Source organism: Enterobacter hormaechei ATCC 49162 (genome assembly GCF_001875655.1).
Taxonomy (GTDB): Bacteria; Pseudomonadota; Gammaproteobacteria; order Enterobacterales; family Enterobacteriaceae; genus Enterobacter; species Enterobacter hormaechei.
This window is the reverse complement of the sequence record NZ_MKEQ01000001.1, coordinates 428,063-454,094: the sequence shown is the minus strand read 5'-3', so window position 1 is coordinate 454,094 and position 26,032 is coordinate 428,063. Positions and strand designations below refer to the sequence as shown.

Annotated in this window: 25 protein-coding genes; 17 read left to right on the top strand and 8 right to left on the bottom strand. The window is 55.6% G+C overall.

All coding sequences use genetic code 11. The annotated features are described in order from the left end of the window. The first annotated feature begins 20 nt into the window (after nucleotides 1–20). The 4 genes from BH712_RS02290 to BH712_RS02275 are packed head-to-tail and all read left to right on the top strand — an operon-like array spanning nucleotide 21 to nucleotide 3,838. Nucleotides 21–1,043, top strand: coding sequence for an ABC transporter permease (locus BH712_RS02290; RefSeq protein ID WP_006810693.1), 1,023 nt, complete (start codon nucleotides 21–23; stop codon nucleotides 1,041–1,043). Next, nucleotides 1,040–1,936, top strand: coding sequence for a D,D-dipeptide ABC transporter permease (gene ddpC, locus BH712_RS02285; RefSeq protein WP_006810694.1), 897 nt, complete (start codon nucleotides 1,040–1,042; stop codon nucleotides 1,934–1,936). The genes BH712_RS02290 and ddpC overlap by 4 nt, the downstream gene beginning before the upstream one ends. Next, nucleotides 1,933–2,919 carry an ABC transporter ATP-binding protein gene (locus BH712_RS02280; RefSeq protein ID WP_006810695.1) on the top strand — a complete coding sequence of 329 codons (987 nt, stop codon included), beginning with the start codon at nucleotides 1,933–1,935 and terminating at the stop codon, nucleotides 2,917–2,919. Before ddpC ends, BH712_RS02280 begins: the two co-directional genes overlap by 4 nt. Beyond that, nucleotides 2,912–3,838, top strand: a complete 927-nt coding sequence (locus tag BH712_RS02275; protein ID WP_006810696.1) for an oligopeptide/dipeptide ABC transporter ATP-binding protein — start codon at nucleotides 2,912–2,914, stop codon at nucleotides 3,836–3,838. Before BH712_RS02280 ends, BH712_RS02275 begins: the two co-directional genes overlap by 8 nt. On the opposite strand, the gene BH712_RS02270 is transcribed toward BH712_RS02275, so the two are convergent. Further along, on the bottom strand, nucleotides 3,835–4,584 hold the full coding sequence (locus BH712_RS02270) for an SDR family oxidoreductase (RefSeq protein ID WP_032673842.1): 750 nt from the start codon (nucleotides 4,582–4,584) through the stop codon (nucleotides 3,835–3,837). The two genes, BH712_RS02275 and BH712_RS02270, sit on opposite strands and share 4 nt — an antisense overlap. Nucleotides 4,585–4,721: 137 nt before the next feature. Between BH712_RS02270 and BH712_RS02265 the strand changes: the two genes are divergently transcribed. Then, nucleotides 4,722–5,627: a LysR family transcriptional regulator gene (locus BH712_RS02265; protein WP_006810698.1), complete on the top strand. Its 906-nt coding sequence runs from the start codon at nucleotides 4,722–4,724 to the stop codon at nucleotides 5,625–5,627. 23 nt (nucleotides 5,628–5,650) lie between these two features. Here the strand turns inward: BH712_RS02265 and BH712_RS02260 are convergent, their stop codons facing one another. Together BH712_RS02260 and BH712_RS02255 are read right to left on the bottom strand one after the other, a co-directional pair. Further along, the gene (locus tag BH712_RS02260; RefSeq protein WP_003857069.1) at nucleotides 5,651–6,079 is read right to left on the bottom strand and encodes an OsmC family protein; all 429 of its coding nucleotides are present in this window, start codon (nucleotides 6,077–6,079) and stop codon (nucleotides 5,651–5,653) included. 69 nt (nucleotides 6,080–6,148) lie between these two features. Next, a complete protein-coding gene (locus BH712_RS02255; protein WP_228059353.1) occupies nucleotides 6,149–7,036 on the bottom strand; it encodes a LysR family transcriptional regulator in 888 nt (295 codons plus the stop codon). Between the two features lie 111 nt (nucleotides 7,037–7,147). Between BH712_RS02255 and BH712_RS02250 the strand changes: the two genes are divergently transcribed. The 7 genes from BH712_RS02250 (at nucleotide 7,148) to adhP (ending at nucleotide 14,340) form a co-directional block, all read left to right on the top strand. Further along, entirely contained in the window at nucleotides 7,148–7,999 is an 852-nt protein-coding gene (locus tag BH712_RS02250) for a Vmh family MBL fold metallo-hydrolase (RefSeq protein ID WP_006810700.1), read from the top strand. Between the two features lie 51 nt (nucleotides 8,000–8,050). Continuing rightward, nucleotides 8,051–8,572: a VOC family protein gene (locus tag BH712_RS02245; RefSeq protein WP_006810701.1), complete on the top strand. Its 522-nt coding sequence runs from the start codon at nucleotides 8,051–8,053 to the stop codon at nucleotides 8,570–8,572. A 141-nt stretch (nucleotides 8,573–8,713) separates the two neighbouring features. Further along, nucleotides 8,714–8,929 (top strand): biofilm-dependent modulation protein, encoded by a 216-nt coding sequence (gene bdm / locus BH712_RS02240; RefSeq protein WP_006810702.1) that lies wholly within the window; start codon nucleotides 8,714–8,716, stop codon nucleotides 8,927–8,929. A gap of 95 nt (nucleotides 8,930–9,024) precedes the next feature. Then, on the top strand, nucleotides 9,025–9,162 hold the full coding sequence (gene sra, locus BH712_RS02235) for a stationary-phase-induced ribosome-associated protein (RefSeq protein ID WP_006810703.1): 138 nt from the start codon (nucleotides 9,025–9,027) through the stop codon (nucleotides 9,160–9,162). 176 nt (nucleotides 9,163–9,338) lie between these two features. Beyond that, a complete protein-coding gene (locus BH712_RS02230) occupies nucleotides 9,339–11,036 on the top strand; it encodes an NAD-dependent malic enzyme (protein ID WP_006810704.1) in 1,698 nt (565 codons plus the stop codon). 387 nt (nucleotides 11,037–11,423) lie between these two features. Continuing rightward, a complete protein-coding gene (locus BH712_RS02225; RefSeq protein WP_006810705.1) occupies nucleotides 11,424–13,133 on the top strand; it encodes an ABC-F family ATP-binding cassette domain-containing protein in 1,710 nt (569 codons plus the stop codon). Nucleotides 13,134–13,329: 196 nt separating this feature from the next. After that, nucleotides 13,330–14,340 carry an alcohol dehydrogenase AdhP gene (gene adhP, locus BH712_RS02220; RefSeq protein ID WP_006810706.1) on the top strand — a complete coding sequence of 337 codons (1,011 nt, stop codon included), beginning with the start codon at nucleotides 13,330–13,332 and terminating at the stop codon, nucleotides 14,338–14,340. A gap of 47 nt (nucleotides 14,341–14,387) precedes the next feature. On the opposite strand, the gene araJ is transcribed toward adhP, so the two are convergent. Beyond that, nucleotides 14,388–15,563: an MFS transporter AraJ gene (araJ, locus tag BH712_RS02215; RefSeq protein ID WP_006810707.1), complete on the bottom strand. Its 1,176-nt coding sequence runs from the start codon at nucleotides 15,561–15,563 to the stop codon at nucleotides 14,388–14,390. 161 nt (nucleotides 15,564–15,724) lie between these two features. On the opposite strand from araJ, the gene ppk2 reads away from it, so the two are divergent. Genes ppk2 through BH712_RS25285 form a run of 3 tightly spaced genes read left to right on the top strand, consistent with a single transcriptional unit; the run spans nucleotide 15,725 to nucleotide 17,162 of the window. Further along, nucleotides 15,725–16,540 carry a polyphosphate kinase 2 gene (ppk2, locus tag BH712_RS02210; RefSeq protein WP_006810708.1) on the top strand — a complete coding sequence of 272 codons (816 nt, stop codon included), beginning with the start codon at nucleotides 15,725–15,727 and terminating at the stop codon, nucleotides 16,538–16,540. After that, nucleotides 16,537–16,830: a hypothetical protein gene (locus BH712_RS24475; protein ID WP_071882726.1), complete on the top strand. Its 294-nt coding sequence runs from the start codon at nucleotides 16,537–16,539 to the stop codon at nucleotides 16,828–16,830. The genes ppk2 and BH712_RS24475 overlap by 4 nt, the downstream gene beginning before the upstream one ends. Continuing rightward, nucleotides 16,830–17,162, top strand: a complete 333-nt coding sequence (locus BH712_RS25285) for a CcdB family protein (protein ID WP_126506707.1) — start codon at nucleotides 16,830–16,832, stop codon at nucleotides 17,160–17,162. Before BH712_RS24475 ends, BH712_RS25285 begins: the two co-directional genes overlap by 1 nt. Here the strand turns inward: BH712_RS25285 and fdnI are convergent. The 3 genes from fdnI to fdnG are packed head-to-tail and all read right to left on the bottom strand — an operon-like array spanning nucleotide 17,044 to nucleotide 21,636. After that, entirely contained in the window at nucleotides 17,044–17,700 is a 657-nt protein-coding gene (gene fdnI / locus BH712_RS02195; RefSeq protein WP_006810709.1) for a formate dehydrogenase-N subunit gamma, read from the bottom strand. The two genes, BH712_RS25285 and fdnI, sit on opposite strands and share 119 nt — an antisense overlap. Beyond that, nucleotides 17,693–18,577, bottom strand: a complete 885-nt coding sequence (fdxH, locus tag BH712_RS02190; protein ID WP_006810710.1) for a formate dehydrogenase subunit beta — start codon at nucleotides 18,575–18,577, stop codon at nucleotides 17,693–17,695. The genes fdnI and fdxH overlap by 8 nt, the downstream gene beginning before the upstream one ends. An 11-nt stretch (nucleotides 18,578–18,588) precedes the next feature. Then, a complete protein-coding gene (fdnG, locus tag BH712_RS02185) occupies nucleotides 18,589–21,636 on the bottom strand; it encodes a formate dehydrogenase-N subunit alpha (protein WP_139237266.1) in 3,048 nt (1,015 codons plus the stop codon). Between the two features lie 220 nt (nucleotides 21,637–21,856). On the opposite strand from fdnG, the gene yddG reads away from it, so the two are divergent. Beyond that, complete coding sequence (yddG, locus tag BH712_RS02175) at nucleotides 21,857–22,735, top strand: aromatic amino acid DMT transporter YddG (RefSeq protein ID WP_006810714.1); 879 nt, start codon at nucleotides 21,857–21,859, stop codon at nucleotides 22,733–22,735. Between the two features lie 625 nt (nucleotides 22,736–23,360). Beyond that, nucleotides 23,361–24,434: a porin OmpC gene (gene ompC, locus BH712_RS02170; protein ID WP_006810715.1), complete on the top strand. Its 1,074-nt coding sequence runs from the start codon at nucleotides 23,361–23,363 to the stop codon at nucleotides 24,432–24,434. 43 nt (nucleotides 24,435–24,477) lie between these two features. On the opposite strand, the gene BH712_RS02165 is transcribed toward ompC, so the two are convergent. Continuing rightward, entirely contained in the window at nucleotides 24,478–25,968 is a 1,491-nt protein-coding gene (locus BH712_RS02165; RefSeq protein WP_006810716.1) for an MFS transporter, read from the bottom strand. Between the last annotated feature and the right edge of the window lie 64 nt (nucleotides 25,969–26,032).

The following is a 26,032-nucleotide window of genomic DNA, read 5'->3' as shown; positions in this document are numbered from 1 at the left end:
CCCACGCCGGGGGGAAGTGTATGACGTTCTGGAGCATTGTGCGCCAGCGCTGCTGGGGGTTAATCCTGGTGGTGGCCGGTGTCTGTATTATTACTTTTATTATTTCACACCTGATCCCCGGCGATCCGGCCCGCCTGCTGGCCGGTGACCGCGCCAGCGATGACATCGTGCAAGGCATCCGCCAGCAGCTGGGGCTGGATCAACCGCTCTACATTCAGTTTGGCCGCTATGTTGAGGCGCTGGCGCACGGCGATTTGGGCACGTCCATTCGCACCGGTCGCCCCGTTGCGGAAGATTTGAAAGCCTTTTTCCCCGCCACGCTGGAGCTGGCCTTCTGCTCTTTGCTGCTGGCGCTGGTGATTGGCGTACCGCTGGGCATTTTATCGGCGGTGTACCGTAACCGCTGGCTGGATCACCTGGTGCGGCTGATGGCGATGACGGGCATTTCGACGCCTGCCTTCTGGCTGGGACTGGGGGTCATCGTTCTGTTCTACGGGCAGCTGCAAATTCTGCCCGGCGGCGGCAGGCTGGACGACTGGCTCGATCCCCCCGCCCACGTTACCGGGTTTTATCTGCTGGACGCCCTGCTGGAAGGCAACGGCGAGGTGTTTTTTAACGCCCTACAGCACCTGATTTTACCCTCCCTGACGCTGGCTTTTGTCCATCTGGGGATCGTAGCGCGTCAGGTACGTTCCGCGATGCTGGAGCAGCTGAGCGAGGATTACATTCGTACCGCCCGCGCAAGCGGGTTGCCGGGCTGGTACATCGTGCTGCGCTATGCCTTACCCAACGCCATGATCCCCTCCATTACCGTGCTCGGGCTGGCGCTGGGCGATCTGCTGTACGGGGCAGTCCTCACCGAAACCGTGTTTGCCTGGCCGGGGATGGGCGCCTGGGTGGTGACCTCCATTCAGGCGCTGGACTTCCCTGCCGTCATGGGCTTTGCGGTCGTGGTGTCGCTGGCCTATGTCTTCGTTAATCTGGTGGTCGATCTGCTGTATCTGTGGATTGACCCACGAATCGGGCGCGGAGGTGCCGAATGATGTTAACTCAGGAAACGCCCGTCCCCGTCAGCACCGCTAAACAGCGCATCAACTGGGCAAAGCTGTTCTGGATGTTGCGCAAAAGCCCGCTCACGCTGATCGGCGGAGTCATTATGATCGTGATGCTGCTGATGATGGTGGTCTCGCCGTGGATCGTCCCGCACGATCCGAACGCGCTGGATCTGACCGCCCGCTTGCAGGCGCCTTCGGCCCAGCACTGGTTTGGTACCGATGAGGTTGGACGGGATCTGTTCAGCCGCGTGCTGGTGGGCAGCCAGCAGTCCATCACGGCGGGGCTGGCGGTGGTGGTGATTGCGGGCGGCATCGGTTCGCTGCTTGGCTGTTTGTCCGGCGTACTCGGCGGACGCGGCGACGCCATCATCATGCGCATCATGGACATTATGCTCTCCATCCCCTCGCTGGTGCTGACCATGGCGCTGGCCGCCGCGCTTGGCCCAAGCCTGTTTAACGCGATGCTGGCGATTGCGATCGTGCGTATTCCGTTTTACGTGCGGCTGGCACGTGGCCAGACGCTGGTGGTGCGCCAGTTCACCTACGTGCAGGCCGCCCGCACCTTTGGCGCATCGCGCTGGCACCTGATCAGCTGGCATATCCTGCGTAACGCCCTGCCGCCGCTGATCGTGCAGGCGTCGCTGGATATCGGCAGCGCCATTCTGATGGCCGCCACGCTGGGCTTTATTGGGTTAGGCGCGCAGCAGCCCACCGCCGAATGGGGCGCGATGGTAGCCGTCGGGCGTAACTACGTGCTTGACCAGTGGTGGTATTGCGCGTTCCCGGGGGCGGCCATTTTGATCACGGCGGTCGGGTTTAATCTGTTTGGCGATGGTCTTCGCGACCTGCTGGATCCCAAATCAGGAGGGAAGCAGTCATGAGTGATTCCGTATTATCGATTGAAGATTTGCACCTGAGCTTCCCCATTTTTCGCGGCGATGTACATGCGCTCAACCACGTTTCGCTGGAGATTGGCCGGGGTGAAATTGTCGGCGTAGTGGGCGAATCGGGTTCGGGAAAATCGGTCACCGCGATGCTGGCGATGCGCCTGCTGCCGGAAGGCAGTTACCATGTTCACCATGGCCGGGTGACGCTGCTCGGGGAAGATGTGCTGAACGCATCGGAAAAACAGCTTCGCCAGTGGCGCGGCGCCAGGGTGGCGATGATTTTTCAGGAGCCAATGACGGCGCTCAACCCCACGCGCCGGATTGGCAGGCAGATGGTGGAGGTGATCCGCCAGCATCAGTCGCTTTCCCGCCGCGACGCGCAGCAGAAGGCGATCGCCCTGCTGGGCGAGATGCAAATCCCGGACGCGGCGCAGGTGATGGATCGCTATCCGTTTGAGCTTTCCGGCGGTATGCGCCAGCGGGTGATGATCGCCCTTGCCTTCTCCTGCGAGCCGGAGCTGATCATCGCCGATGAACCCACCACCGCGCTGGATGTGACCGTTCAGCGCCAGGTGCTACGGCTGTTGAAACATAAAGCGCGCGCCAGCGGGACGTCGGTGCTGTTTATCAGTCACGATATGGCGGTCGTCTCGCAGCTTTGTGACCGGATGTACGTCATGTACGCAGGCAGCGTGATCGAAAGCGGCAGCACGCAGACCTTGATTCACCATCCTGTACACCCCTATTCGATCGGCCTGCTGCGGTGTGCCCCGGAAAATGGTGAACCGCGCGAGATCCTCCCGGCTATTCCCGGCACGGTGCCTAACCTCAGCCACCTCCCGCGCGGATGTGCCTTTCGCGAACGCTGTTTTGCTGCCGGTGCGAAATGCAGCGAAACGCCGCGCTTAATTTCCACGGGCGCAGAAGGCCAGCAGGCTGCCTGCTGGTACCCACAACAGGAGAAACGCCATGTCTGAGGTACTGCTGGAACTGGACAGCGTGCATGTGAATTTTCCTGCACGCAAAAACTGGCTGGGGCGCGTGACGGAGCAGGTGCACGCTCTGAACGGCATGGATCTCCGGATCCATCGCGGCGAAACGCTGGGCGTGGTGGGGGAATCAGGCTGTGGGAAAAGCACGCTGGCGCAGCTGTTGATGGGCATGCTCAAACCGAGTACCGGTGCGTGTCAGCGCGCGAATGCGGCAGGCGGTATGCAGATGGTATTTCAGGACCCGCTCTCGTCCCTCGATCCGCGTTTACCCGTCTGGCGCATCATCACCGAGCCGGTGTGGATCCAGCAACGCCGCAGCGAACGGGAGCGTCGCCAGCTGGCTGGGACGCTGGCGCAGCAGGTGGGCATTCGAGCGGAATATCTTGACCGTCTGCCGCATGCGTTTTCCGGCGGACAGCGTCAGCGCATCGCTATCGCCCGGGCGCTCTCTTCGGATCCGGACATCATCGTGCTGGATGAACCCACCAGCGCGCTGGATATTTCCGTCCAGGCGCAGATCCTCAATTTGCTGGTTGCCCTGCAACAGCAGCGCAATCTGACCTACGTGCTGATCTCGCACAACGTCTCGGTGGTCCGGCACATGAGTGACCGGGTGGCGGTGATGTATCTGGGGCAGATTGTGGAGCTGGGTCCGGCGGACCAGGTGCTGGGACAGCCGCGGCATCCGTATACGCAGCTGCTGCTTGACTCCGTTCCCCGTACCGGAGAACCGCTGGACGAAGAGCTGGCATTACGCAAAACCGATCTCCCCGGTAATCGCCACCTGCCCGATGGGTGCTATTTTCGCGACCGCTGCCCGCTGGCAACAGAGGGGTGCGAACGGCCGCAGCCGCTTCAGCCCGCAGAGGGAGGCCGAAGCGTACGCTGCTGGCGTAACCGCTAGATTTGCGCCATCCCGCCATCGACAAACAGCTCCGTGGCGTTTATAAAGCTGGCGGCATCGGATGCCAGAAACGCCACGGCTTTCCCGACTTCACCCGGCGCGCCCAGGCGACCCAGCGGCACCTGGGCCGCCAGCGCGTCGTATAATCCCTGACGCTGTTCTTCGGGAACCAGATCGCCAAGACCGGGCGTTTTCACGGGGCCAGGGCTGACGACGTTGACGCGTATCCCGCGGCCCTGTAAGTCCAGCGCCCAGGAGCGGGCAAAGTTACGCACGGCGGCTTTACTGGCGCTGTAGACGCTGAAATTCGCCGTCCCCTTAATCGAAACCGTCGATCCGGTGAGGATAATGGATGAACTAGAGGAGAGCAGCGGCAGCGCTTTCTGGACGGTGAACAGCACGCCGCGCACGTTGGTGGCAAAAATCCGGTCAAACTGCTCTTCGGTGATGGCGCCCAGCGGCAGCATGTCGCCGCCTCCGGCGTTGGCGAACAGAATATCGAGTCGTCCTTCTTCTTTAGCAATCTGCGCGTAAACCGCATCCAGATCGGCCATTCTGGAGACGTCAGCGCGGATAGCTACCGCCGCGGCGCCAATGTCTGCCCGCGCGGAATCCAGTTCGGCCTGACGACGTCCGGTGATATAGACCTTCGCTCCCTGCGCCGCCAGCTCCTGTGCCGTTGCGAGACCAATACCGGTGCTGCCGCCGGTCACCAGAGCGATTTTTCCTGCAAGCGTTGTATTCATACTCATAACCTTCTGTTGTGATGTAAAAGAGGAGCGTTTGCCCGCGTCAGGCAGACTTTAGTCCTTGCGGGATTAGCGATAAACGGGCAAAAATGAAAATGAATTTTCACAGCAGGAAATAATCAGAGGAGATCTGTGTGGATCAGCTAATGGCAATGCGCGCCTTTACGCGGGTGGTTGAATCCGGAAGCTTTACCCGAGCGGCAGACTCCCTGAACATGCCGATAGCCACGCTGAGCAAGCTGGTAAAATCACTTGAAGCGCACCTGGAAACACGGCTGCTGCATCGCACTACGCGCCGGGTGGTCACGACGGCAGAAGGCATGGAATACTACGAGAAAGTGCTGCGGGTATTAATTGATATAGAGGACATTGATACCGCCTTTCGCGCATCGTGCTGCACGCCAAAAGGCCATTTGCGTATCGACGTGGGAGGCTCAACCGCCCGGGACGTGTTGATACCCCTGCTGCCGGATTTTTTTCAGCGCTACCCGGACCTGCGCATCAGCCTGGGGGTAGCCGATCGTCCGGTAGATTTAATCAGTGGAAACGTAGACTGCGTGATTCGCGGCGGCCCGCTGGATGACTCTTCGCTTATCGCCCGGCATATCGGTGACGCCCGGATGATCGCCTGCGCGACGCCGGGCTATCTTAAGACTCACGGCATCCCTGCCTACCCGCAGGAGCTGCGCAACGGCCATAAGCTGATAAGCTACCTTTCCCCCGTTACCGGACGCGCATTCCCGTTTCGGTTCCTCGAGCGAGGTGAACCGCTGGAGATCAGCGTTCCGCACCATCTTGGAGTCAATGAAAGCAACGCACACCTGGCCGCAGCGCTGGCGGGTTTAGGGATTATTCAGACGTTTGGCTATGCTGCGAGAGCGCATCTGAAAACGGGTGCGCTGGTAGAGATCCTGAGCGACTGGCGTCCTAAGGCGTATCCTTTTCACGTGGTCTATCCACAGAGTCGGCATTTAACGCATCGCCTGAGAGTGTTTATTGCGTGGCTTGCCGAGGTCTTCCCTGCGGCGGTAAAAGGTTAGCCGGGCATTTGCCCGGCCTGATATCAGTTCAGTTTGTAATCCAGCGTAATTTCCGCTTTCAACAGCTGCGAAACCGGGCAACCCGCCTTCGCTTTCTGAATAATGCCGTCGAACTGCTGTGGATCAATACCCGGGACCGTCACCTTGCTTTGCAGCGCCACTTTACTGATGGCAAAACCGCTGTCGGTTTTATCCAGCGAGACATCCGCCGTGGTATCGATGGAATCAGCGGTGTAACCCGCTTCACCCAGCATCAGCGACAGGGCCATAGAGAAACAGGCCGCATGCGCTGCACCAATCAGCTCTTCCGGGTTGGTCCCTTTTTCGCCCTCGAAGCGGGTGTTAAAGCCGTAAGGTTGCTGGTTAAGGACGCCACTCTCTGTTGAAACCGTCCCTTTCCCGCGTTTGATGTCGCCAGACCAGTGTGCTGAACCGTGCTTATGAATCGTCATTCTTGCTCTCCTTTTGGCTTACAAAGGGATAAGTATAGGACGCATAATCCATTTTGCGTGGAAGACAGATTAGTCCGAGCGCGTGGCAAGGTGGTTTGCCAGCGCGTCGAGGAACACACGCTGCGCCGCAGGTTGGTAGTCACGCGACTGATAAATGCCAAAAATACCAATCGGTTTTGGTGTAAAGGCGCTGAGCACCGGCACCAGGCTACCCTGCCTTAGTGCCGCGTCGGCCTCGCGCTCGGGCAGCATGGCAATACCACAGTGGTTTATCGCCGCCTCCATCAGCAGAGACGAAATGCTGGCGCTGAGATTGCCGCTGACCGCCGTCGTAACCGGCTCCCCTTCGGGCGATAAAAAACGCCACGACTGACCGGCAAAAAAGCTGTAATGCAGGCAGTTGTGCCGGGCTAAATCCTCCAGCTGCTCTGGAACACCCCGGCTGGCGAGGTAGAGCGGCGAAGCGCAAAGCACGGACCGACACTCTCCCAGTCGGCGGGCGATCATGCCCGGCTCGGGGTTATCGGTGATACGGATCGCCACGTCAATTCGCTCCCCAACCAGGCTCACCGGATGGTTATTCACATCCAGCTCAATGCGCAGCTGCGGGTAACTCTGCAACAGATCCGGCAGCACCGGAGCGATAATCTGCATCGCGGTAAAATGCGCGCAGGCGACACGCAGGGTGCCTGAGGGGGATTCCTTCACGGACTGATCTTCGATTTCCTGAGAAATTTGCGAGAGCGTGCGTGTCTTTTGCAGCACCTTCTCCCCCGCCGCCGTCAGCGTCAGCTTGCGGGTGGAACGGTTTACCAGCCGCGCACCGGCCCACTTCTCCATCTGCTCCAGATAACGGCTCACCATCGGGCGGGAGATCCCCAGCGCCCGCGCCGCCGCGCTTAAACTCCCCAGCTCACAGATGCGGTTGTACACCTGGGCGGCAATAACGCGATCCATTCTGACCTCCATTTGCTCGATTTATGAAACTAAGCATCTCCTGTTTCAGGAATTCTGGCAAATGCAGAGATCCGTACAATAGAGACTTTCCTGAAGAACAGAGACATAACCATGACAATCGCCCGCCTTGCTTTGCTGACCACCCTTTTCACTCCGGCCGTCTTTGCCGCGCCGTTAACCATTGATACGTACAACCCGCAGGAAAAAGGCATTTTTGCCGTTTCTTCCACCCTGGTGTCTGGCCCGAAAGAGGCGGTGCTGTTTGACGCGCAGTTCAGCGTGAAAGATGGCGAAGCGCTGGTAGAAAAAATCCGCCACAGCGGTAAAACGCTGAACAAAATTGTGATCACCTCCGGCGATCCGGATTTCTATTTCGGCCTGCAACCGCTGGTGAAAGCCTTCCCCAACGCCAAAGTTGTCGCCACGCAACAGGTGGTGGACCATATCAGGGCCACAAAAGACGCGAAGCTCGCCTTCTGGGGGCCGCAGATGAAAGACGGCGCGCCGACACAGCTCTACGTGCCGCAAGTGCTTGCCTCAACCACCTTTATGATTGACGGTGAGAGAGTGAATATTGAAGAGCCTGAGAGCTATGCGGCGTATGTCTGGATCCCCTCCGCAAAAACCATCCTCGGCGGCACGGGCGTCTCGTGGGGCATTCACGTCTGGACGGCGGATACCCAAACGCCGAAAAGCCGCAAACAGTGGCAGCAGACGCTGGATAGCATGGCAGCCCTTAAGCCCGAGCGCGTTATTCCTGGCCACTACCTGGGGACACCGCCAGCGGGGACCGGCGCTATCGACTTTACCCGTCGCTATCTTCAGCAGTTTGAACTGGCCCTCACGTCGCATAAAGCGTCAACCGACGTTATCAACACGATGAAAAAACAGTGGCCGAACCTGGCGGAAGTCAGCTCGCTGGAACTGAGTGCGAAAGTGAATACCGGCGAAATGAAGTGGTAATCGCCTGATTATCTCCTGCTATATTTACATTTTTTATAGCAGGAGATTAATATGCAATCGTCAGTAAGGGGCATCGACCATATCGGTATTACGGTGCCCGACATTGAAAAAGCCACCCTATTTTTTGAACGCGCTTTCGGCGCACAGGTTTTATATCATTCTGTCGATGCGGAAAGCGATAATATTGACCAGACCGCCCAACAGCACACCTTAAAATTATTGCCCGGCACTAAAATTCACGCCATCCGCATGCTCGCCATGCCTCACGGACCCGGCATAGAACTTTTCGAAATGCATGGCCCTGAACAGGGTATGCCTGCCCGCGCAAGCGACTTTGGCCTTCAGCATTTTGCTGTTTATGTTGATGATTTTGACAAGGCGATAGCTGCGTTCACCGCAGCCGGCGGGGAGATGTTTACCGAGCCAAAGCCGCTCGCGTTTCCGGATGAGCAAGGTGAAGGTAATGCTTTCTGCTACGGACAAACCCCCTGGGGTAGCATTGTGGAATTGATCTCCTGGCCGACGCCCATGCCTTATGAAAAAACGACAAATTTACGTCGCTGGAAACCCTAAATTTTATTTCTGTGCTACGGGATATGATATTTTTATTTCCAGGACGAATCTGAGCCACAACGACAAAAATATTTGCCAATCTGAATACGAATTACGATTTTGCACGCCGTAACATTAAACAGACAACGACACGGAGGCAGCATGTTTACTTATTACCCGGCACATACCACAGCAGCACAACCCGAACTCGTTAACGCGATTGCACAGGGTCTTCAGGCGGAGCACGGTGTTGTTACTGAAGATGACATTTTGATGGAACTGACCAAATGGGTGGAATCCACGGATAATGACATCCTCAGTGACATCTACCAGCAAACCATCAACTATGTGGTCAGCGGGCAAAATGCACCTTTGTAAAAACCTGCTAAGCTGGATCTGCAACCTAAGGGGTTACATTTCGTTTGCGTAAGCAAACTTGTCCTTAAAACTATCAACAGGATTGAGGAGTTAATATGAAATCGAACCGTCAGGCACGCCACATTCTGGGACTGAACTACAAGCTCTCTAACCAGCGTAAAGTGGTTATTGAAGAGGGGAGCGAAAAGCAAGTGACCCACGCCACCGGCAGGAAACGTCAGGCAGACAAGTAAGTTCCAGTACGAAATCCACAACACCATCGGTTTCCCCGGTGGTGTTTTTGTTTATGTGTTGCGGTAATTAATATTCAGCTCCTTTATAATACCGCCCGACCGCACCCCATAGCACAGGCCAGAAAGATGACAAACAGCAGTGTCAGGGACGGATCTTCTTAAAAAGAGTGAGTGACATGGACAACAAACTGAAAAAACATCGTTCCCTTTATATTCCTTACGCCGGTCCGGTTTTACTGGAATTCCCCCTTCTGAACAAAGGCAGCGCCTTCAGCATGGAAGAGCGCAGCAGCTTTAACCTGCTGGGACTCCTGCCAGAAGTGGTTGAAACCATTGAAGAACAGGCAGAACGTGCCTGGATCCAGTATCAGGGCTTTAAAACCGAAATCGATAAACACATCTACCTGCGTAATATCCAGGACACCAACGAAACCCTCTTCTACCGCCTGGTGCAGAACCATCTCGAAGAGATGATGCCCGTCATTTACACCCCAACCGTCGGCGCGGCGTGTGAACGTTTCTCAGAGATCTACCGCCGTTCCCGCGGTGTGTTCATCTCCTACCAGAACCGTCACAACATGGACGATATTCTGCAAAACGTGCCTAACCACAACATCAAAGTGATCGTGGTAACCGATGGCGAACGTATTCTGGGTCTCGGCGACCAGGGCATTGGCGGGATGGGGATCCCCATCGGTAAGCTTTCGCTGTATACCGCCTGCGGCGGAATCAGTCCGGCCTACACCCTGCCGGTGGTGCTGGACGTAGGGACCAACAACCAACAGCTGTTGAACGATCCGCTGTACATGGGCTGGCGTCACCCGCGCATTACCGACGACGAGTACTATCAGTTTGTTGATGATTTCATCCAGGCCGTGAAGCACCGCTGGCCGGACGTGCTGTTGCAGTTCGAAGACTTCGCGCAGAAAAACGCCATGCCACTACTGAACCGCTACCGCGATGAGATCTGCTCGTTCAACGATGACATTCAGGGCACCGCGGCGGTCACCGTGGGAACGCTGATTGCTGCGAGCCGTGCGGCAGGCAGCCAGCTCAGCTATCAGAAAATTGTCTTCCTGGGTGCAGGCTCCGCGGGCTGCGGCATCGCCGAGCAAATTATTGCCCAGACCCAGCGCGAAGGCTTAAGCGAAGAGCTGGCCCGCTCCCGCGTCTTTATGGTGGATCGTTTTGGCCTGCTGACCGACGGTATGCCGAACCTGCTCCCGTTCCAGACCAAACTGGTGCAGAAGCGCGAGAATCTGAAAAACTGGGATACCGACAACGAAGTGCTCTCGCTTCTTGACGTGGTGCGCAACGTGAAGCCGGACATTCTGATCGGCGTGTCCGGGCAGACCGGTCTCTTCACGGAGGAGATTATTCGCGAGATGCATAAACACTGCGAACGTCCAATCGTGATGCCGCTGTCTAACCCGACTTCACGCGTTGAGGCGACGCCGCAGGATATTATCGCCTGGACCGAAGGTAAGGCGCTGGTCGCGACCGGCAGTCCGTTTGATCCGGTGCTGTGGAAGGACAAACTCTACCCCATCGCGCAGTGCAACAACTCTTATATCTTCCCGGGAATTGGCCTGGGGGTCATCGCCTCCGGCGCGTCACGGATCACCGACGAAATGCTGATGTCCGCGAGCGAAACGCTGGCGGGTCACTCACCGCTGGTGAATAACGGTGAAGGGCTGGTACTGCCGGAGCTGAAGGACATTCACAAAGTGTCCCGCGCTATTGCCTTTGCCGTTGGCAAAATGGCGCAGCAGCAAGGCGTCGCGGTGAAAACCTCTGCCGACGCGTTGCAGCAGGCGATTGACGATAACTTCTGGATGCCGGAATACCGTAGCTATCGTCGTACTTCGATTTAAATATTGCCCCTCACCCAGCCCTCTCCCCAAAGGGGAGAGGGTGAAAACCGCACCGGACAGTCCCCTCGCCCCTTTGGGGAGAGGGTTAGGGTGAGGGGAATATACGGCACTACCCACTAGCCAAACCCATTTTCCCCCGCTACACTCCCTTCATCCATTAACCTACTGAATATATAAGGAGGCCAATTATGCTGTACTGTGAAATTTTCAATGTTTCACATACATTTGGTGATCGCACCAGCTCAAGCGTTATCGGTATCGTGCTGCGATAACTTCCGCTTGAGCGAAGACACCAACCCCTGAAATCCCTTCTCTCGGGCTTACTGAGTTATCGTCAGCGATGTTTGACGAGGCATAAACATGCCTGTAACTCCTGGGTAAGCAACAATGAGCACTCTACTCACTGCACATTCTTTACGCGTTGATACGGCGTTCGGCACGCTCTTCGACTCTCTCTCCTTTACGTTAAAAAAAGGCGATCGCATTGGCCTGTTGGGTGATAACGGCTGCGGAAAAAGTACGCTGCTGAAAATCCTCGACGGGACGCAGTCCCCTGCCGCCGGAACCGTTTCGCTGGCGGGACATTGCCTGCTGGCGCGCGTGGAACAACATCTGCCGGAAACCCTTTATCCCCTGACTATGCTGGATGCAGTGCTGGCGCAGCTGCCTTTAGCTGAGCGCGACAGTCTGCGCTGGAAAGCCGAGACGCTGCTGGCCGGGATGGGCTTTACGGTGCAGGAAACCCTGTTGCAGTCCGCCACGCTGAGCGGCGGTCAGCATACGCGTTTGCTGCTGGCACGAGCGTTGATAAACGATCCGGATCTGCTGCTGCTGGACGAACCGAGCAACCACCTCGATTTGCCGACCCTGCTGTGGCTGGAGCAGTTTTTACAAAACTGGTCCGGCAGCTTTGTGCTGGTCTCACACGACAGGCAGTTGCTGGACGCGGTAACCAACGGCAGCTGGTTCCTGCGCGATAAGACGCTGCACGCCTTCGCCCTTCCCTGCACTGCCGCCCGTCAGGCGCTCGACGCGAAAGACGAAAGCGATGCGCTACGCCATAAGGCAGAGCAAAAAGAGATCGACCGCGTAACGGCCAGCGCCAGACGTCTCGCGACCTGGGGCAAGGTCTACGACAACGAAGATCTCTCCCGGAAGGCTAAGCAGATGGAAAAACAGGTCGAACGGCTGAAAGAGAGCCAGACGGAACTGACGGCGGGAAGCCAGTGGACCTTAACCCTGCGCGGGGACGCGCTTCGGGCTGACCGCCTGCTGGAAATGACCCACCTCGGCGTACCCCCTGCGCCGGGTTTGCCAGACCTGTTTACGCTCGACAGCGCCCGGCTGAAAAGCGGCGATCGCGTGGCGATTGTGGGACGTAACGGCTGTGGTAAATCGTCGCTGCTGAGGCTTATCTGGCGTCATTTTCGCGACGAGATCGCGGACGACCGGCTTAAGCGTCACCCGCGCGTCTCGCCCGGCTACTACGATCAGACCCTGCACCAGTTGCCGGACGATGCGGCGCTACTTGATGCGCTGGAGCCTTTCGCGCCAGATCCGCAGACCCGCAAAATGGCGCTCATCAGTGCCGGGTTCCCATGGGCGCGTCACGGGCAAAAAGTCAGTACGTTGAGCGGCGGGGAACGTTCGCGCCTGCTGTTTGTCGGCCTGACGCTTGCCCGCTATAGTCTGCTGATGCTCGATGAACCGACCAACCACCTCGACATGGAAGGCAAAGAGGCGCTGGCAGAAACACTGCAACAGTTTGAAGGCGGCGTGCTGCTGGTGAGCCACGATCGTCAGTTAATTCGTCAGAGTTGCAACCGTTTCTGGCTGATTGAGGACGGCAGGCTGAGCGAATGGCACGATGCGGAGGCGATGTTTGAACGCCTGCGTGAGGGCACCGGTCCGGTTGTACCTGAGGCGTCGAAGGCCGCATCAACGCCACCATCTGCGGCGTCTGACGATCTGCTTGAACGCCTGGTTGCCCTCGAAACGCTGCTGGAAGAGGATTTGGCGCGCAAGCCAAAACACCAAAAACCGCAGTTGCAGGCACAATGGCGAAAAGAGATCGAGGTGATAGAAGCGCAGCTGTAAATCTGAGCCCGGCGGTGATATCGCCGGGCCAGTGTTTTTCACCCCTGTTTATGGGTGATACACCCTTTTCTTAATCCGAAAATGCATTAATTAATGACATTATGTTGCCGTTTCCTTGCATTACAGCGCCAAAGTATTAATCCTTAATGGGTAATTAGACCTGCTATGCAGATACTCATCATGAAAGGAGAAACATATGAAGGCTGCTGTTGTCACTCAGGATCATCAGGTTAACGTCACAGAAAAAACCTTACGCGCGCTCAAGCATGGTGAAGCGCTGCTGAAGATGGAGTGCTGTGGCGTTTGCCATACCGATCTCCATGTTAAAAACGGCGATTTTGGCGACAAGACCGGGGTGATCCTCGGCCACGAAGGGATTGGTATCGTCAAAGAGATTGGTCCTGGCGTCACGTCGCTAAAAGTAGGCGATCGTGCAAGCGTGGCGTGGTTCTTCGAAGGCTGTGGCCACTGTGAATATTGTAATACAGGCAACGAAACGCTGTGCCGTGACGTGAAAAACGCGGGTTACTCCGTTGACGGCGGCATGGCGGAAGAGTGCATCGTAACCGCGGATTACGCGGTTAAAGTCCCGGACGGACTGGACTCTGCGGCGGCCAGCAGCATCACCTGCGCCGGGGTCACTACCTACAAAGCGGTAAAAGTCTCTGACATCAAACCCGGCCAGTGGATTGCGATCTATGGCCTGGGCGGTCTGGGCAACCTCGCGCTGCAATACGCCAAAAATGTCTTCAATGCGAAAGTTATAGCCATTGACGTGAATGACGAGCAGCTGAAGCTCGCTGCCAGCATGGGCGCAGACTTAACCGTGAACTCCCGCAGTGAAGATGCGGCAAAAGTGATTCAGGAGAAAACCGGCGGCGCGCATGCGGCAGTGGTGACGGCGGTGGCGAAAGCGGCCTTCAACTCTGCCGTTGACGCGGTGCGAGCCGGTGGCCGCGTGGTGGCTGTAGGCCTGCCGCCGGAAGCGATGAGCCTGGATATTCCACGTCTGGTTCTGGATGGGATTCAGGTAGTGGGTTCCCTGGTGGGTACCCGTCAGGATCTGCTCGAAGCCTTCCAGTTTGCGGCTGAAGGTAAGGTGAAACCGAAAGTTACAATGCGCCCACTGGAAGATATCAACGCTATCTTCAAAGAGATGGAACAGGGCCAGATCCGTGGCCGTATGGTGATTGATTTACGTTCTTAACCGCGAGGGTCTCCCCGGTGAAGGGTGTGGAGACCCAAAAGGCGACATCAGGCCAACGCGCGCGCGTTGGCCTGACGCTTTTTGGCACATAAATAACCATACATCAGCAGAGAGGTCATCGCAGAGAAGGATAAAATCGCGGCCGGCAGCGTGACATAGCTCCAGCTAAAGCCGAGCGTAATCATCAATCCACCGAAATAAGCGCCAATTGCGCTGCCGAGGTTAAACGCCATTTGCCCGCCTGCGGCCCCCAGCATCTCGCCGCCTTTCGCATTTTGCAGCAGCAGAATTTGCAGCGGCGCAGAGAGCGCAAACAGCCCGGCGCAGCAGACGAATCCCATCACCAGTGAAGCTGTTTTAAGCTCGCCAAATGCGAACAACGCCAGCAGGGAAGCCACAATCACCAGGTCGGTGGTGGCAGCAATGCGCAGTGGACTAAAGCGCGACGACAGCTTGCCGCTGAACACATTACCCAGCACCATGCCCAGCCCCATCAGCATCATGATCGCGGTCATGACGCCCTCGGAGAAGCCTGACACGTTGACCATAAACGGCTTCACGAAGCTAAACCAGGCAAACACCCCGGCATTGCCAAACATCGTAGCGGCAAAAATCAGCCACGGTTCCGGTTTCTTCAGGAAGTGGAATTGTTCGGCCAGCCGGGTGGTTGTCGTGTCGCGAATGTCTGGCACCCACAGCAGAACAGAGAGGATCACCAGCGCATCAAAGACCGCAATTAAGAAAAAGGTATAACGCCAGTTAAATTCGTGTCCGAGCCATGTTCCGAGCGGAACGCCAAGCAGGTTGGCAACGGTCATCCCGGCAATCATCCCGGCCACAGCGACCGTCACTTTACCCGGCGGTGCGATTTTTGACAGGATTATCGCCCCCACACCGAAAATCGCGCCATGCGGGAAACCAGAGATTAAGCGCCCCGCCGCCAGCCCCACGTAGGAGTCAGAGAAGGTAAAGAGCGCGTTTCCGACAACGCACATCGCCACCAGAAAAAGCAGGGTTGTTTTCAGCGAGAATTTGCTGGAGAACAGCGCCACAATCGGCGCGCCGATCACCACGCCAAAAGCGTAAAACGAAATCATATTTCCGGCGGAGGGAATCGAAATTCCCGTATCGTGAGCCAGCTCTGTCAGCACACCCATGATGCCAAATTCAGCCATCCCCAGGCCAAAGGTACCCAGTGCTAACGAAAAAATTGTCTTTTTCATACCGCGACCACTGTTGAAAAATATGCAGCGTGCATTATTGATTAAACTTGTATGGTGAGCCAGTTCAAATCAACTTTCTGACACATTAATCCATTCATTCAGGTCGATTACACTCTTAATACGGCCTCGATCCCGCGACCGGACACAAAGGGAGACCCACCATGGTCAGTAAGAAGAAAACCCGTGTTGATGATGTCGCAAAAAATGCGCCACTCAAAACCAAAGCGTACGAAGAAGAGCTTCGCCGCCTCCATGTTGAACTGGTTAAGCTCCAGCAATGGGTGGTCGCCAAAGGGTTAAAGGTCTGTATTGTTTTTGAAGGGCGAGACGGCGCCGGTAAGGGCGGTACTATCAAAGCGATCACCGAGCGCGTCAGCCCTCGGGTGTTCCGCGTGGTTGCGCTACCGGCCCCGACCGATAAAGAGAAAAGTCAGCTCTATTTTCAGCGTTACGTTTCCCATCTGCCCTCTGCCGGTGAAATCGTCATTTTCGACCGCAGCTGGTACAACCGCGCTGGGGTGGAAAAAGTCATGGGGTTCTGTACCGAAGAGCAGGTCGAAAAATTTCTTGATGGAACGCCAGTGATGGAAAAAGCGATGGTCGATGCCGGGATCATCCTGTTGAAGTACTGGCTTGAGGTAACGCCGAAAGAGCAGGAGCGCCGCCTGCGCGATCGCATTAATGATGGTCGCAAGATCTGGAAACTGTCTCCAATGGACATTAAATCTTTCAATCTGTGGGATGAATATACCCTCGCCCGCGACGCGATGTTTAAAGCGACCGATACCGCCTGGGCGCCGTGGTTTGTGGCGCGTTCAGAAGATAAAAAACGGGTGCGGCTGAATATTATTTCGCATCTGCTTTCCCAAATCCCCTATAAAGAAATTCACGTAGACAAGGTGGATTTACCGAAACGCAAGATCGGTAAAGTGAAGCCTACAAAATATCCCTTCCGGTATGTTGCGGAGCGGTTTTGATATTACTGGAATACGGCTCGCATAATGTAGATAACCAGGGGAAACAGTATTGTTTTTTGTTGGCTGCGGTTGATAATGGCCGCACCAACAAAGGAGAAAACATGAAACCTAATCGTTCAGAAACGTGCGGCAGAACAGAGCACCGCATGGCAAAAAGACCTCGCCCAGACACAACGGCAGCAGAGCGAGCGCGCCAGCGTCAACAGGATCAAAATTTCATCAAAGCTATGAATGAGTTAACGGCCAAAGCCGGGCTATTGTCGGATGACCCTTGCTTCGGAGGGCTTTGATGTGTTTTCAGTTTGACGTTTATCGCAATCCATCAGACAGAACGCGTGAATATCAGCCCTACTTTATGATTATTCAACAAGATTATTATGAGGACTTATCAACGAGATTTATTGTACCGTTAAGCTATCACAATCATTTAAGAGGTTATTTAAACGCTGCAACGCCACTGGTAAATAGCGCAGCGCCGCCGGACAATGCCGACGGCGCCAGGTTTACTTCAACCCTTCCGAACTCTCTTTTTGCGCTTCAAGACGCTCAACGTCCCGGTACCAGCGCGGATGGTGTTTTTGCGCCCAGCGGCGGCTCACCTTCCCTTCAATCATGCCTTTAATCGACCCCTTCACCCAGAATGCCATATACATATGGATCAGGATGGCGTGGATCAGAATAATGGCCGAGGTCGCGTGGATCAGCAGCGCGTAGCGCACCACCTGAATCGGGAAGTATTGGGCAAAATACGGACGCCAGATGATCACTCCGGTCACCAGCAGCACAAAAATCATGCTCATGATGGTCCAGAACATCATCTTCTGTCCGGCGTTGTATTTGCCCACCTTCGCAACTTTATGCTCGTTGCCTTTCAGAACCTCAACAATTCCCTTCAGCCATGGAATATCCTGCTTGTCAGGAATGTTGTGATGAACGAAACGCACAAACATAAACATCAGCACCACGAAAATCAGCACGCCGAAGAACGGATGCAAAATGCGCCCCATCTGCGGTGTCCCGAAGGTTTCCGTCAGCCACTGTAGCGTCGGGAAGAAGAACGAAATGCCGGATACCGCCACCAGGAAGAAGCAGATGACCACCGTCCAGTGACAGGCGCGATCGACAAATTTTGTGCGCACTATCATTTTCGACTTACTCATGATGCTCCTCCTCGTCGTCATCCACCTCTTTATTCGGCCCGATACCGATGTAGTGATAAATCAGCCCGGCAAAGGTGGCGATAAAGCCCGCTGCTGAAAGCGGTTTGAGCGCCCCTTTCCAGAGATTGATGGAGGTATCGATCGCCGGATCTTTCGGCAGATTGTGATACAGCTCCGGCTGGTCATTGTGGTGCAGAACATACATGACGTGCGTACCGCCCACGCCCTGCGGGTTATAAATCCCTGCCTTGTCATAGCCGCGCGCTTTGAGCTTATCCACCCGCTGCTGCGCCACTTCCAGCATCTCTTTTTTGCTGCCGAAGTGGATCGCCCCGGTCGGACAGGTTTTTACGCAGGCAGGCTCCTGGCCGACGCTGACGCGATCGACACACAGCGTGCATTTATAGACCCGATTATCCTCTTTATTGAGACGCGGGATATTAAACGGACAGCCTGCGATGCAGTACCCGCAACCGATACAGTTATCCTGCTGGAAGTCGACAATCCCGTTGGCGTACTGAATGATTGCGCCAGCAGACGGGCACGCCTTCAGGCAGCCCGGATCTTCACAGTGCATACAGCCGTCTTTGCGGATCAGCCACTCCAGTTTGCCGTTCTGGTCGGTTTCGCTAAAGCGCATCACCGTCCAGGTTTTAGCGCTCAGATCAGCCGGATTATCGTAAACGCCAACGCAGTGCCCCACCTCGTCGCGGATATCGTTCCACTCCGAACAGGCCACCTGGCAGGCTTTACAGCCCACGCAGGAGGAGACATCGATCAGCTTGGCGACTTCTGCCTTGTAATCCCGCGCGCGAGGCGCGGGAGTGATCGGGTTAGTCGCGGAGCGTTTAATAATGTCTTGTGTTTCCATCGCCATTTAATCGCTCCTTACGCTTTCTCGATGTTGACCAGAAACGCTTTGTACTCCGGCGTTTGCGAGTTGGAATCGCCGACGTTTGGCGTCAGGGTATTAGCGATGTAGCCTTTCTGCGCCACCCCTTCAAAGCCCCAGTGCAGCGGAATACCCACCGTTTCCACCTGCTGGCCGTGCACGTTCAGCGTTTGCAGACGACGGGTGACCACCGCCACCGCGCGAATAAAGCCGCGCTTGCTGCTGACCTTCACGCGATCGCCATTGGCAATGCCCTTCGCCTTCGCCAGCGTTTCGCTTATCTCCACAAACTGTTCCGGCTGCGCGATGGCGTTAAGCCGCGCGTGCTTGGTCCAGGTATGGAAATGCTCGGTCAGGCGGTAGGTCGTTCCCACATACGGGAATTTGTCTTTTTTACCTAAACGCAGCACGTCCTCTTCATAGATGCGCACCACCGGGCTGGACACCACGTTCGGGTGCAGCGGGTTAGTACCCAGCGGCGTTTCCATCGGCTCGTAGTGTTCCGGGAACGGCCCTTCCGCCAGTTTGTCGATGGCAAACAGACGTCCCAGCCCTTCCGGCTGCATGATAAACGGCCCGGTGTTGCTGCCCGGCGGGGCGGTGTTGAAGTCCGGGATATCGTTCCCCGTCCACTTCGAGCCGTTCCACTCAATCAGCATGCGTTTCGGATCCCACGGCTTACCGTTCACGTCGGCGGAGGCACGGTTGTACAGTACGCGGCGGTTCAACGGCCACGCCCATGCCCAGCCCAGGGTGTTACCGAGGCCTGACGGATCGGCGTTATCACGGTTGGCCATCTGGTTACCCTGCTCCGTCCAGCTGCCGGTGTAGATCCAGCAGGAAGAGGCCGTGGTGCCGTCGTCACGCAACAGCGCAAAGCTGTTCAGCAGCTGGCCTTTCTTCGCCACCAGATTGCCGTTGGCATCGTACAGGTCGGCCAGCGCCACGCCGTTGTTCTCTTTTGCCACCTCTTCGGACTCGGGATGATCCGGCTGCTTGTAGTTCCAGCTCATCTTCAGCAGCGGCTCAGCGCCTTTGCCACCTTCGGTGCGGTACATCTCGCGCAGGCGATGGTAAATGCCCGCCAGAATTTCGCCGTCATTACGCGCTTCGCCCGGCGCATCCTGACCTTTCCAGTGCCACTGTAGCCAGCGGCCAGAGTTGGCAATAGAACCGTCCTCTTCCGCAAAGCAGGTCGATGGCAGGCGGAACACCTCGGTCTGGATCGCTGTCGGATCGACATCGTTTGATTCACCGTGGTTTTGCCAGAAGGTAGACGTTTCGGTAACTAGCGGATCGATAACCACCATGTACTTCAGCTTGCTCAGGCTACGAACAACTTTGTTTTTATCCGGGAATGACGCCACCGGGTTAAAGCCCTGGCAGATATACCCCGTGACGGCGCCCTTATCCATCATGTTGAAATACTTGATGACATCGTAAGCCTGGTCCCATTTCGGCAACCACTCAAAGCCCCAGTCGTTCTCTTTCTGCGCCGCATCGCCGTAGAACGATTTCATCAGACTGACGGCAAACTTCGGATAGTTACTCCAGTAGTTCACCTGGTCCGGGCGCGTCGCTTTTGGCGTGTTGGCGTCAAGCCAGCTTTGCCAGTCGGTCTGTTTCTCGGACGGCAGGGTCAGGTAACCCGGCAGGCTGGTCGACAGCAGGCCGAGGTCGGTTAAGCCCTGAATGTTAGAGTGTCCGCGCAGGGCGTTCACGCCGCCACCGGCCATCCCCATGTTGCCGAGCAGCAGCTGGATCATCGCCATGGTGCGAATGTTCTGCGCGCCCACGGTATGCTGCGTCCAGCCCAGTGCGTAAAGGAACGTCGTGGTTCTGTCGGCGGCGCTGGTGGAGGCCAGCACTTCACACACTTTCAGGAAATCTGCTTTCGGTGTACCGCAGATGTTTTCCACCACGTCCGGCGTGTAGCGGGAAACGTGCTGTTTCAGCAAGTTCCACACGCAGCGCGGATCGGTCAGGGTGTCATCGCGTTTCGCGTAGCCGTTTTCATCGAACTGATAGTTCCAGGACGATTTGTCGTACTGACGTTTCCCGGCGTCATAGCCGCTGAACAGGCCATCTTCGAAGGCGAAATCTTCCCGCACCAGCAGACCGGCATTGGTGTAATGCTTAACGTATTCCGCGTTAATCTTATTGTTTTCGATCAGATACAACAGCACGCCGGAAAGGAACGTAATATCCGTACCGGAGCGGATCGGCGCATAAATATCGGCCACCGATGCCGTACGCGTAAAGCGTGGATCGACGACGATGAGCGTCGCATCGTTGTTGTTTTTCGCTTCCATCGCCCAGCGGAATCCCACCGGATGAGCTTCAGCGGCGTTACCGCCCATCACCACCACGACGTTAGCGTTTTTGATATCAACCCAGTGGTTGGTCATCGCACCGCGACCAAATGTTGGAGCAAGACTTGCTACCGTTGGTCCGTGTCAGACGCGCGCCTGGTTATCAACCGCCAGCATGCCAAGGGAGCGCACAAATTTTTGCGTCAGCATGCCGGTTTCATTACTTGCCGCAGATGCACACAGCATCCCGGTGGAGGTCCAGCGGTTTACGGTGACGCCCTGCTCGTTCTTTTCAATAAAGTTGGCGTCGCGATCCGCTTTCATCAGTTTTGCAATTCGGGAGAAGGCCTCGTCCCAGGAGATGCGCTGCCATTTGTCTGAACCCGGCGCTCGATATTCCGGGTAGCGCAGACGGTTTTCACTGTGAACATAGTCCAGCAGGCCCGCCCCTTTCGGGCAAAGCGCCCCGCGGCTCACCGGATGATCCGGGTCCCCTTCAATATGATAAATCGCTTCTTTGGCGTTCTTCGCGCCATCCCCCAGGCTATACATTAATAGCCCACAACCCACGGAGCAGTATGTGCAGGTGTTACGGATCTCTTTCGCGCGCAGCAGTTTATAGTTGCGTGCCTGAGCCAGCGCCATTTTGGGAGCAAATCCCAGCATTGCGGCTGTTGTTCCGGCCATACCGCCCGCGCAGATTTTAAAAAATTGTCTGCGACTGACGTCCATTGCTGTCCTCGTTATCTGATAAGACTTCGCGCCGCAAACTAACAGCAAAGCCCCTGTTTTTTTTGCGTCAAATCAAGGTCGCCAGTCTTCGCCCCCTTAATAGTCACTGCCGGTACGATTTTTTAATCCTTTCGGGTTAACAGGCTCTGAGAAAATTCGCCAGCTGCCGCGGATAGATGCTATAAGTTTTCCCTTTGATTTTTAAAAGACTGGCAGGGTAATGGACAGAAAAAGAGCAACGCTGATTGGTCTGGCGGCCATATTGCTGTGGAGCACCATGGTGGGTCTTATCCGCAGCGTCAGCGAGGGACTGGGCCCGGTGGGCGGCGCGGCAATGATTTACACCGTCAGCGGGCTGTTATGTCTGGTGACGGTAGGTTTTCCGGATCTTCGGCGTTTTTCCACGCGCTATCTCATTGCGGGCAGCATCCTGTTTGTCAGCTATGAGATGTGCCTGGCCCTGTCATTGGGATATGCCGCAACACGCTCGCAGGCGATTGAAGTGGGTATGGTCAATTATCTTTGGCCAAGCCTGACGATAGCATTCGCGATTTTATTCAACGGACAAAAATCTACCCTGTGGGTGATCCCGGGGCTTCTCGTCTCGCTGTTGGGCGTGTGCTGGGTTTTAGGCGGCGAAAACGGCCTGCATCTGAATGACATCATGCAAAACGTCGTCTCCAGCCCGCTAAGTTATGGGCTGGCGTTTGCCGGCGCCTTTATCTGGGCCGCCTACTGCACCGTCACCAGTAAGTATGCCAAAGGGCAAAATGGCATTACCCTGTTCGTCCTGCTGACTGCCCTGAGCCTGTGGGTTAAATATGCCGTCAGCGATCAGCCCGAAATGGTGTTCAGCGTACCGGTAGTGGTGAAGCTGTTGATGTGCGGTGTTGCCCTTGGCTTTGGCTACGCCGCATGGAATATCGGTATTCTCCACGGTAACGTGACGGTGCTTGCGGCTGTCTCTTATTTCACGCCCGTTCTTTCCGCCGCACTGGCGGCATTTTTACTCAGCTCCCCGCTTTCATTCTCATTCTGGCAAGGGGCATTAATGGTCTGCGCCGGATCGTTGCTATGCTGGTACGCCACACGCAAATAGCTTTTTATTTTTGCCGGGCACGAAATATGCCCGGCAAAAAAATTAACAATATTTTAATATGTGATCACACTCGGGAATATAATTCTTAACATTCGCGTGTGTTTATATTTCTGTATAGAGTGCAAATGTAAAGCAAGACAGTAGTGTTAATTGACATAAACTGACAACACAGGTAATTAATTCACTACCAATATTCCCGGGCTATATAGCACGAATTGCAATAGTATATTTCTGAATGTGTTTATTCAAAAACAAGCTTCTGCTCGCCGTAAAATTCATAATCACCTGTTCTAAAAGAAGTTTACACGCCTTATATTTTTTTATTCTGCGCTAATATCCGTTAGTTTCATCTAAAAACTAAAACCTTCATAAACTATGTGTAGCCATATTATCATGGTCGGTTAATAATCAATTTATGTATATATATTAATCTATTTCGGCGAGATGAGAGCAATTTATCGGATCAGGATCACACTAATTGAAATTATCTTTAATATTTTGAAACTTATTATTGAAAGCAGTCTATGGAATTTTAAAAATAGTCTGCCATTGACGATAAGCCTCGTTTAAAAATCGCTCAGGTGGCTTAGGAAATACCTAAATAAAATTATAAGGATTATTTAAGATGAAACTTAAATTAGTTGCAGTGGCAGTCACTTCCATGTTGGCAGCAGGCGTTGTTAACGCGGCTGAAGTTTTTAACAAAGACGGTAACAAACTGGATCTGTACGGCAAAGTTACGGGTCTGCACTATTTTTCTGATGATGCTGGTAGCGACGGCGACAAAACGTATGTGCGTCTTGGTTTCAAAGGTGAAACCCAGATCAACGATCAGCTGACCGGTTACGGCCAGTGGGAATATGAGTTCAAGGGCAACCGCTCTGAAAATCAGGGTGCAGACGGCAACAAAACCCGTCTGGCATTTGCTGGTCTGAAATTCGATGAGTTTGGTTCTTTCGACTACGGTCGTAACTACGGCGTTGCATACGACATCGGCGCATGGACTGACGTTCTGCCAGAATTCGGTGGCGATACCTGGACGCAGACTGACGGCTTCATGACTGGCCGTACCACTGGCGTTGCAACCTACCGTAATACCGACTTCTTCGGTCTGGTTGACGGACTGAACGTGGCGGCACAGTACCAGGGTAAAAACGACCGTGACGACATCACCGAATCCAACGGTGACGGCTGGGGTCTCTCTTCTACCTATGAATTCGACGGCTTTGGTGTGGGTGCGACCTACGCAAAATCTGACCGTACTGACCGTCAGGTTCGTGCAGCAAGCAACCTGAACGCCGGTGGCGAAAACGCAGAAGTCTGGGCTGCTGGCCTGAAGTACGATGCGAACAACATCTACCTGGCTACCACCTACTCTGAAACCCGCAACATGACGGCGTTCGGTAACGGTCACGTTGCCAACAAAGCGCAGAACTTCGAAGTTGTGGCTCAGTACCAGTTCGACTTCGGTCTGCGTCCGTCCATCGCTTACCTGAAATCCAAAGGTAAAGACATCGGTTCTTACGGCGATCAGGATCTGGTTGAATACGTTGACGTTGGCGCGAGCTACTACTTCAACAAAAACATGTCCACCTATGTTGATTACAAAATCAACCTGGTTGACGACAGCCAGTTCACCAAAGATGCCAAAGTGGCTACCGACAACATCGTGGCCGTGGGTCTGACCTACCAGTTCTAAGATGTGTTAGTGCACTCAGGCCAGCCTTTACGGCTGGCCTTTTTTATTGCTGTTGCCCGACCTTCGCCAGACTAAACCAGATACCCACCGCAAGGATCAGCAGCATGCCTCCCGCGCTGCTCAGGGCCACGCTGTGCGAGGTGATGAAGGCGGTTTTTGCCGCCATTATTACCGGCTCGGCCAGCGACGGCGTCAGCTCCTGCGCAACCTTCATCGCTTCACCGATGGACGACGAGGCTTTATCGGTAAGCGACGCGCTCAGCCCCTGCGGCAGTTCAATAGACGCCGAAAAGCTGCGGGTCAGTAGCAGACCGAAAATGGCGATCCCCAGACCGGCCCCCAACTCATAGGACATCGTTTCGATCGCGCCTGCGGCTGCCGCTTTTTCTTTCGGGGCGGCGGCCATGATCGCTGACGTCGATGCCAGCAGTGCGCTGGCGGCACTGAAGCCCAGCAGCACCATCAGGCTCCATGCCTGCCACTGTTGGGTGCTGAAATCGAGTGTCGACAGGCCGATAAAACTGACCGCGCTTAACCCCATACCCCCGGCCGCGACAATGCGTAGCCCCAGACGCCCGACCAGCACACCCGCGATCGGCCCGCTAAATCCGCTTGCCACCATCACCGGCAGCATAAATATCCCTGCTTCAAACGGCGTAAAACCATGCACGAACTGCAACTCCTGCGCCATCAGCAGTTCAAATCCCACCAGCGCAATCATGGCGGTCATTGCCATGACCACGCCGCTTAAAATGATGCGATGGCAAAACAGACGCATGTCGATCATCGGCACGCGGGCGCGCAGCTGGATACGGACGAAGATAAACAGCATCACCGCCCCGGTAAGCAGCGTACAGGCCACCATCCACGGCGACAGCACCCCTTTCAGGGCGGTTTTGGCGCTATAGACCAGCAGTAAAATGGCGACAATCAGCATAATGGCATGGCTGATATTGAGCGGCTGTTCGGGACGCCCCTGCTGAGCAGGCACAAAGCGCGCAGCAAGCGAAACCACGATCAGCACGATCGGCACGTTAATCAGGAACACTGACCCCCAATAGAAGTGCTCCAGCAACATGCCGCCAATCAACGGGCCAAACGCCGCGCCGCCCGAACCAACGGCCGCCCAGACACCGAGGGCAATATTGCGGTGCCGCGCGTCATTAAACAGGGTGCGGATCCCTGCAAGCGTTGCCGGGATGATCATCGCCGCCCCTATCGCCAGCGACGCGCGGGCAGCGATCAGCCAGCCCGCGGACGGCGCAAAAGCCGCCGCTAACGATGACAGGCCAAACAGCACGCTGCCGATCATCAGCAGGCGCTTGAAGCCAATGCGATCCCCCAGCGCGCCCATTGGCAGCACCATCCCCGCCATCACCAGCGAGTAAATATCAATAATCCACAGCAATTCGTTGCCGCTGGCACCCAGCGTCATGCTCAATGTTGGCGCCGCCACGTGCAGCACCGTCGCGTCAATCGCCACCGGGATATACACCAGCACGATAATCACTAACGCTAACCACTGACGAAACATAAATTTCCTTATCACTTAAAAACTGGACACATGTCCAGATTGCGATCCTACGTAAAGTTGAACA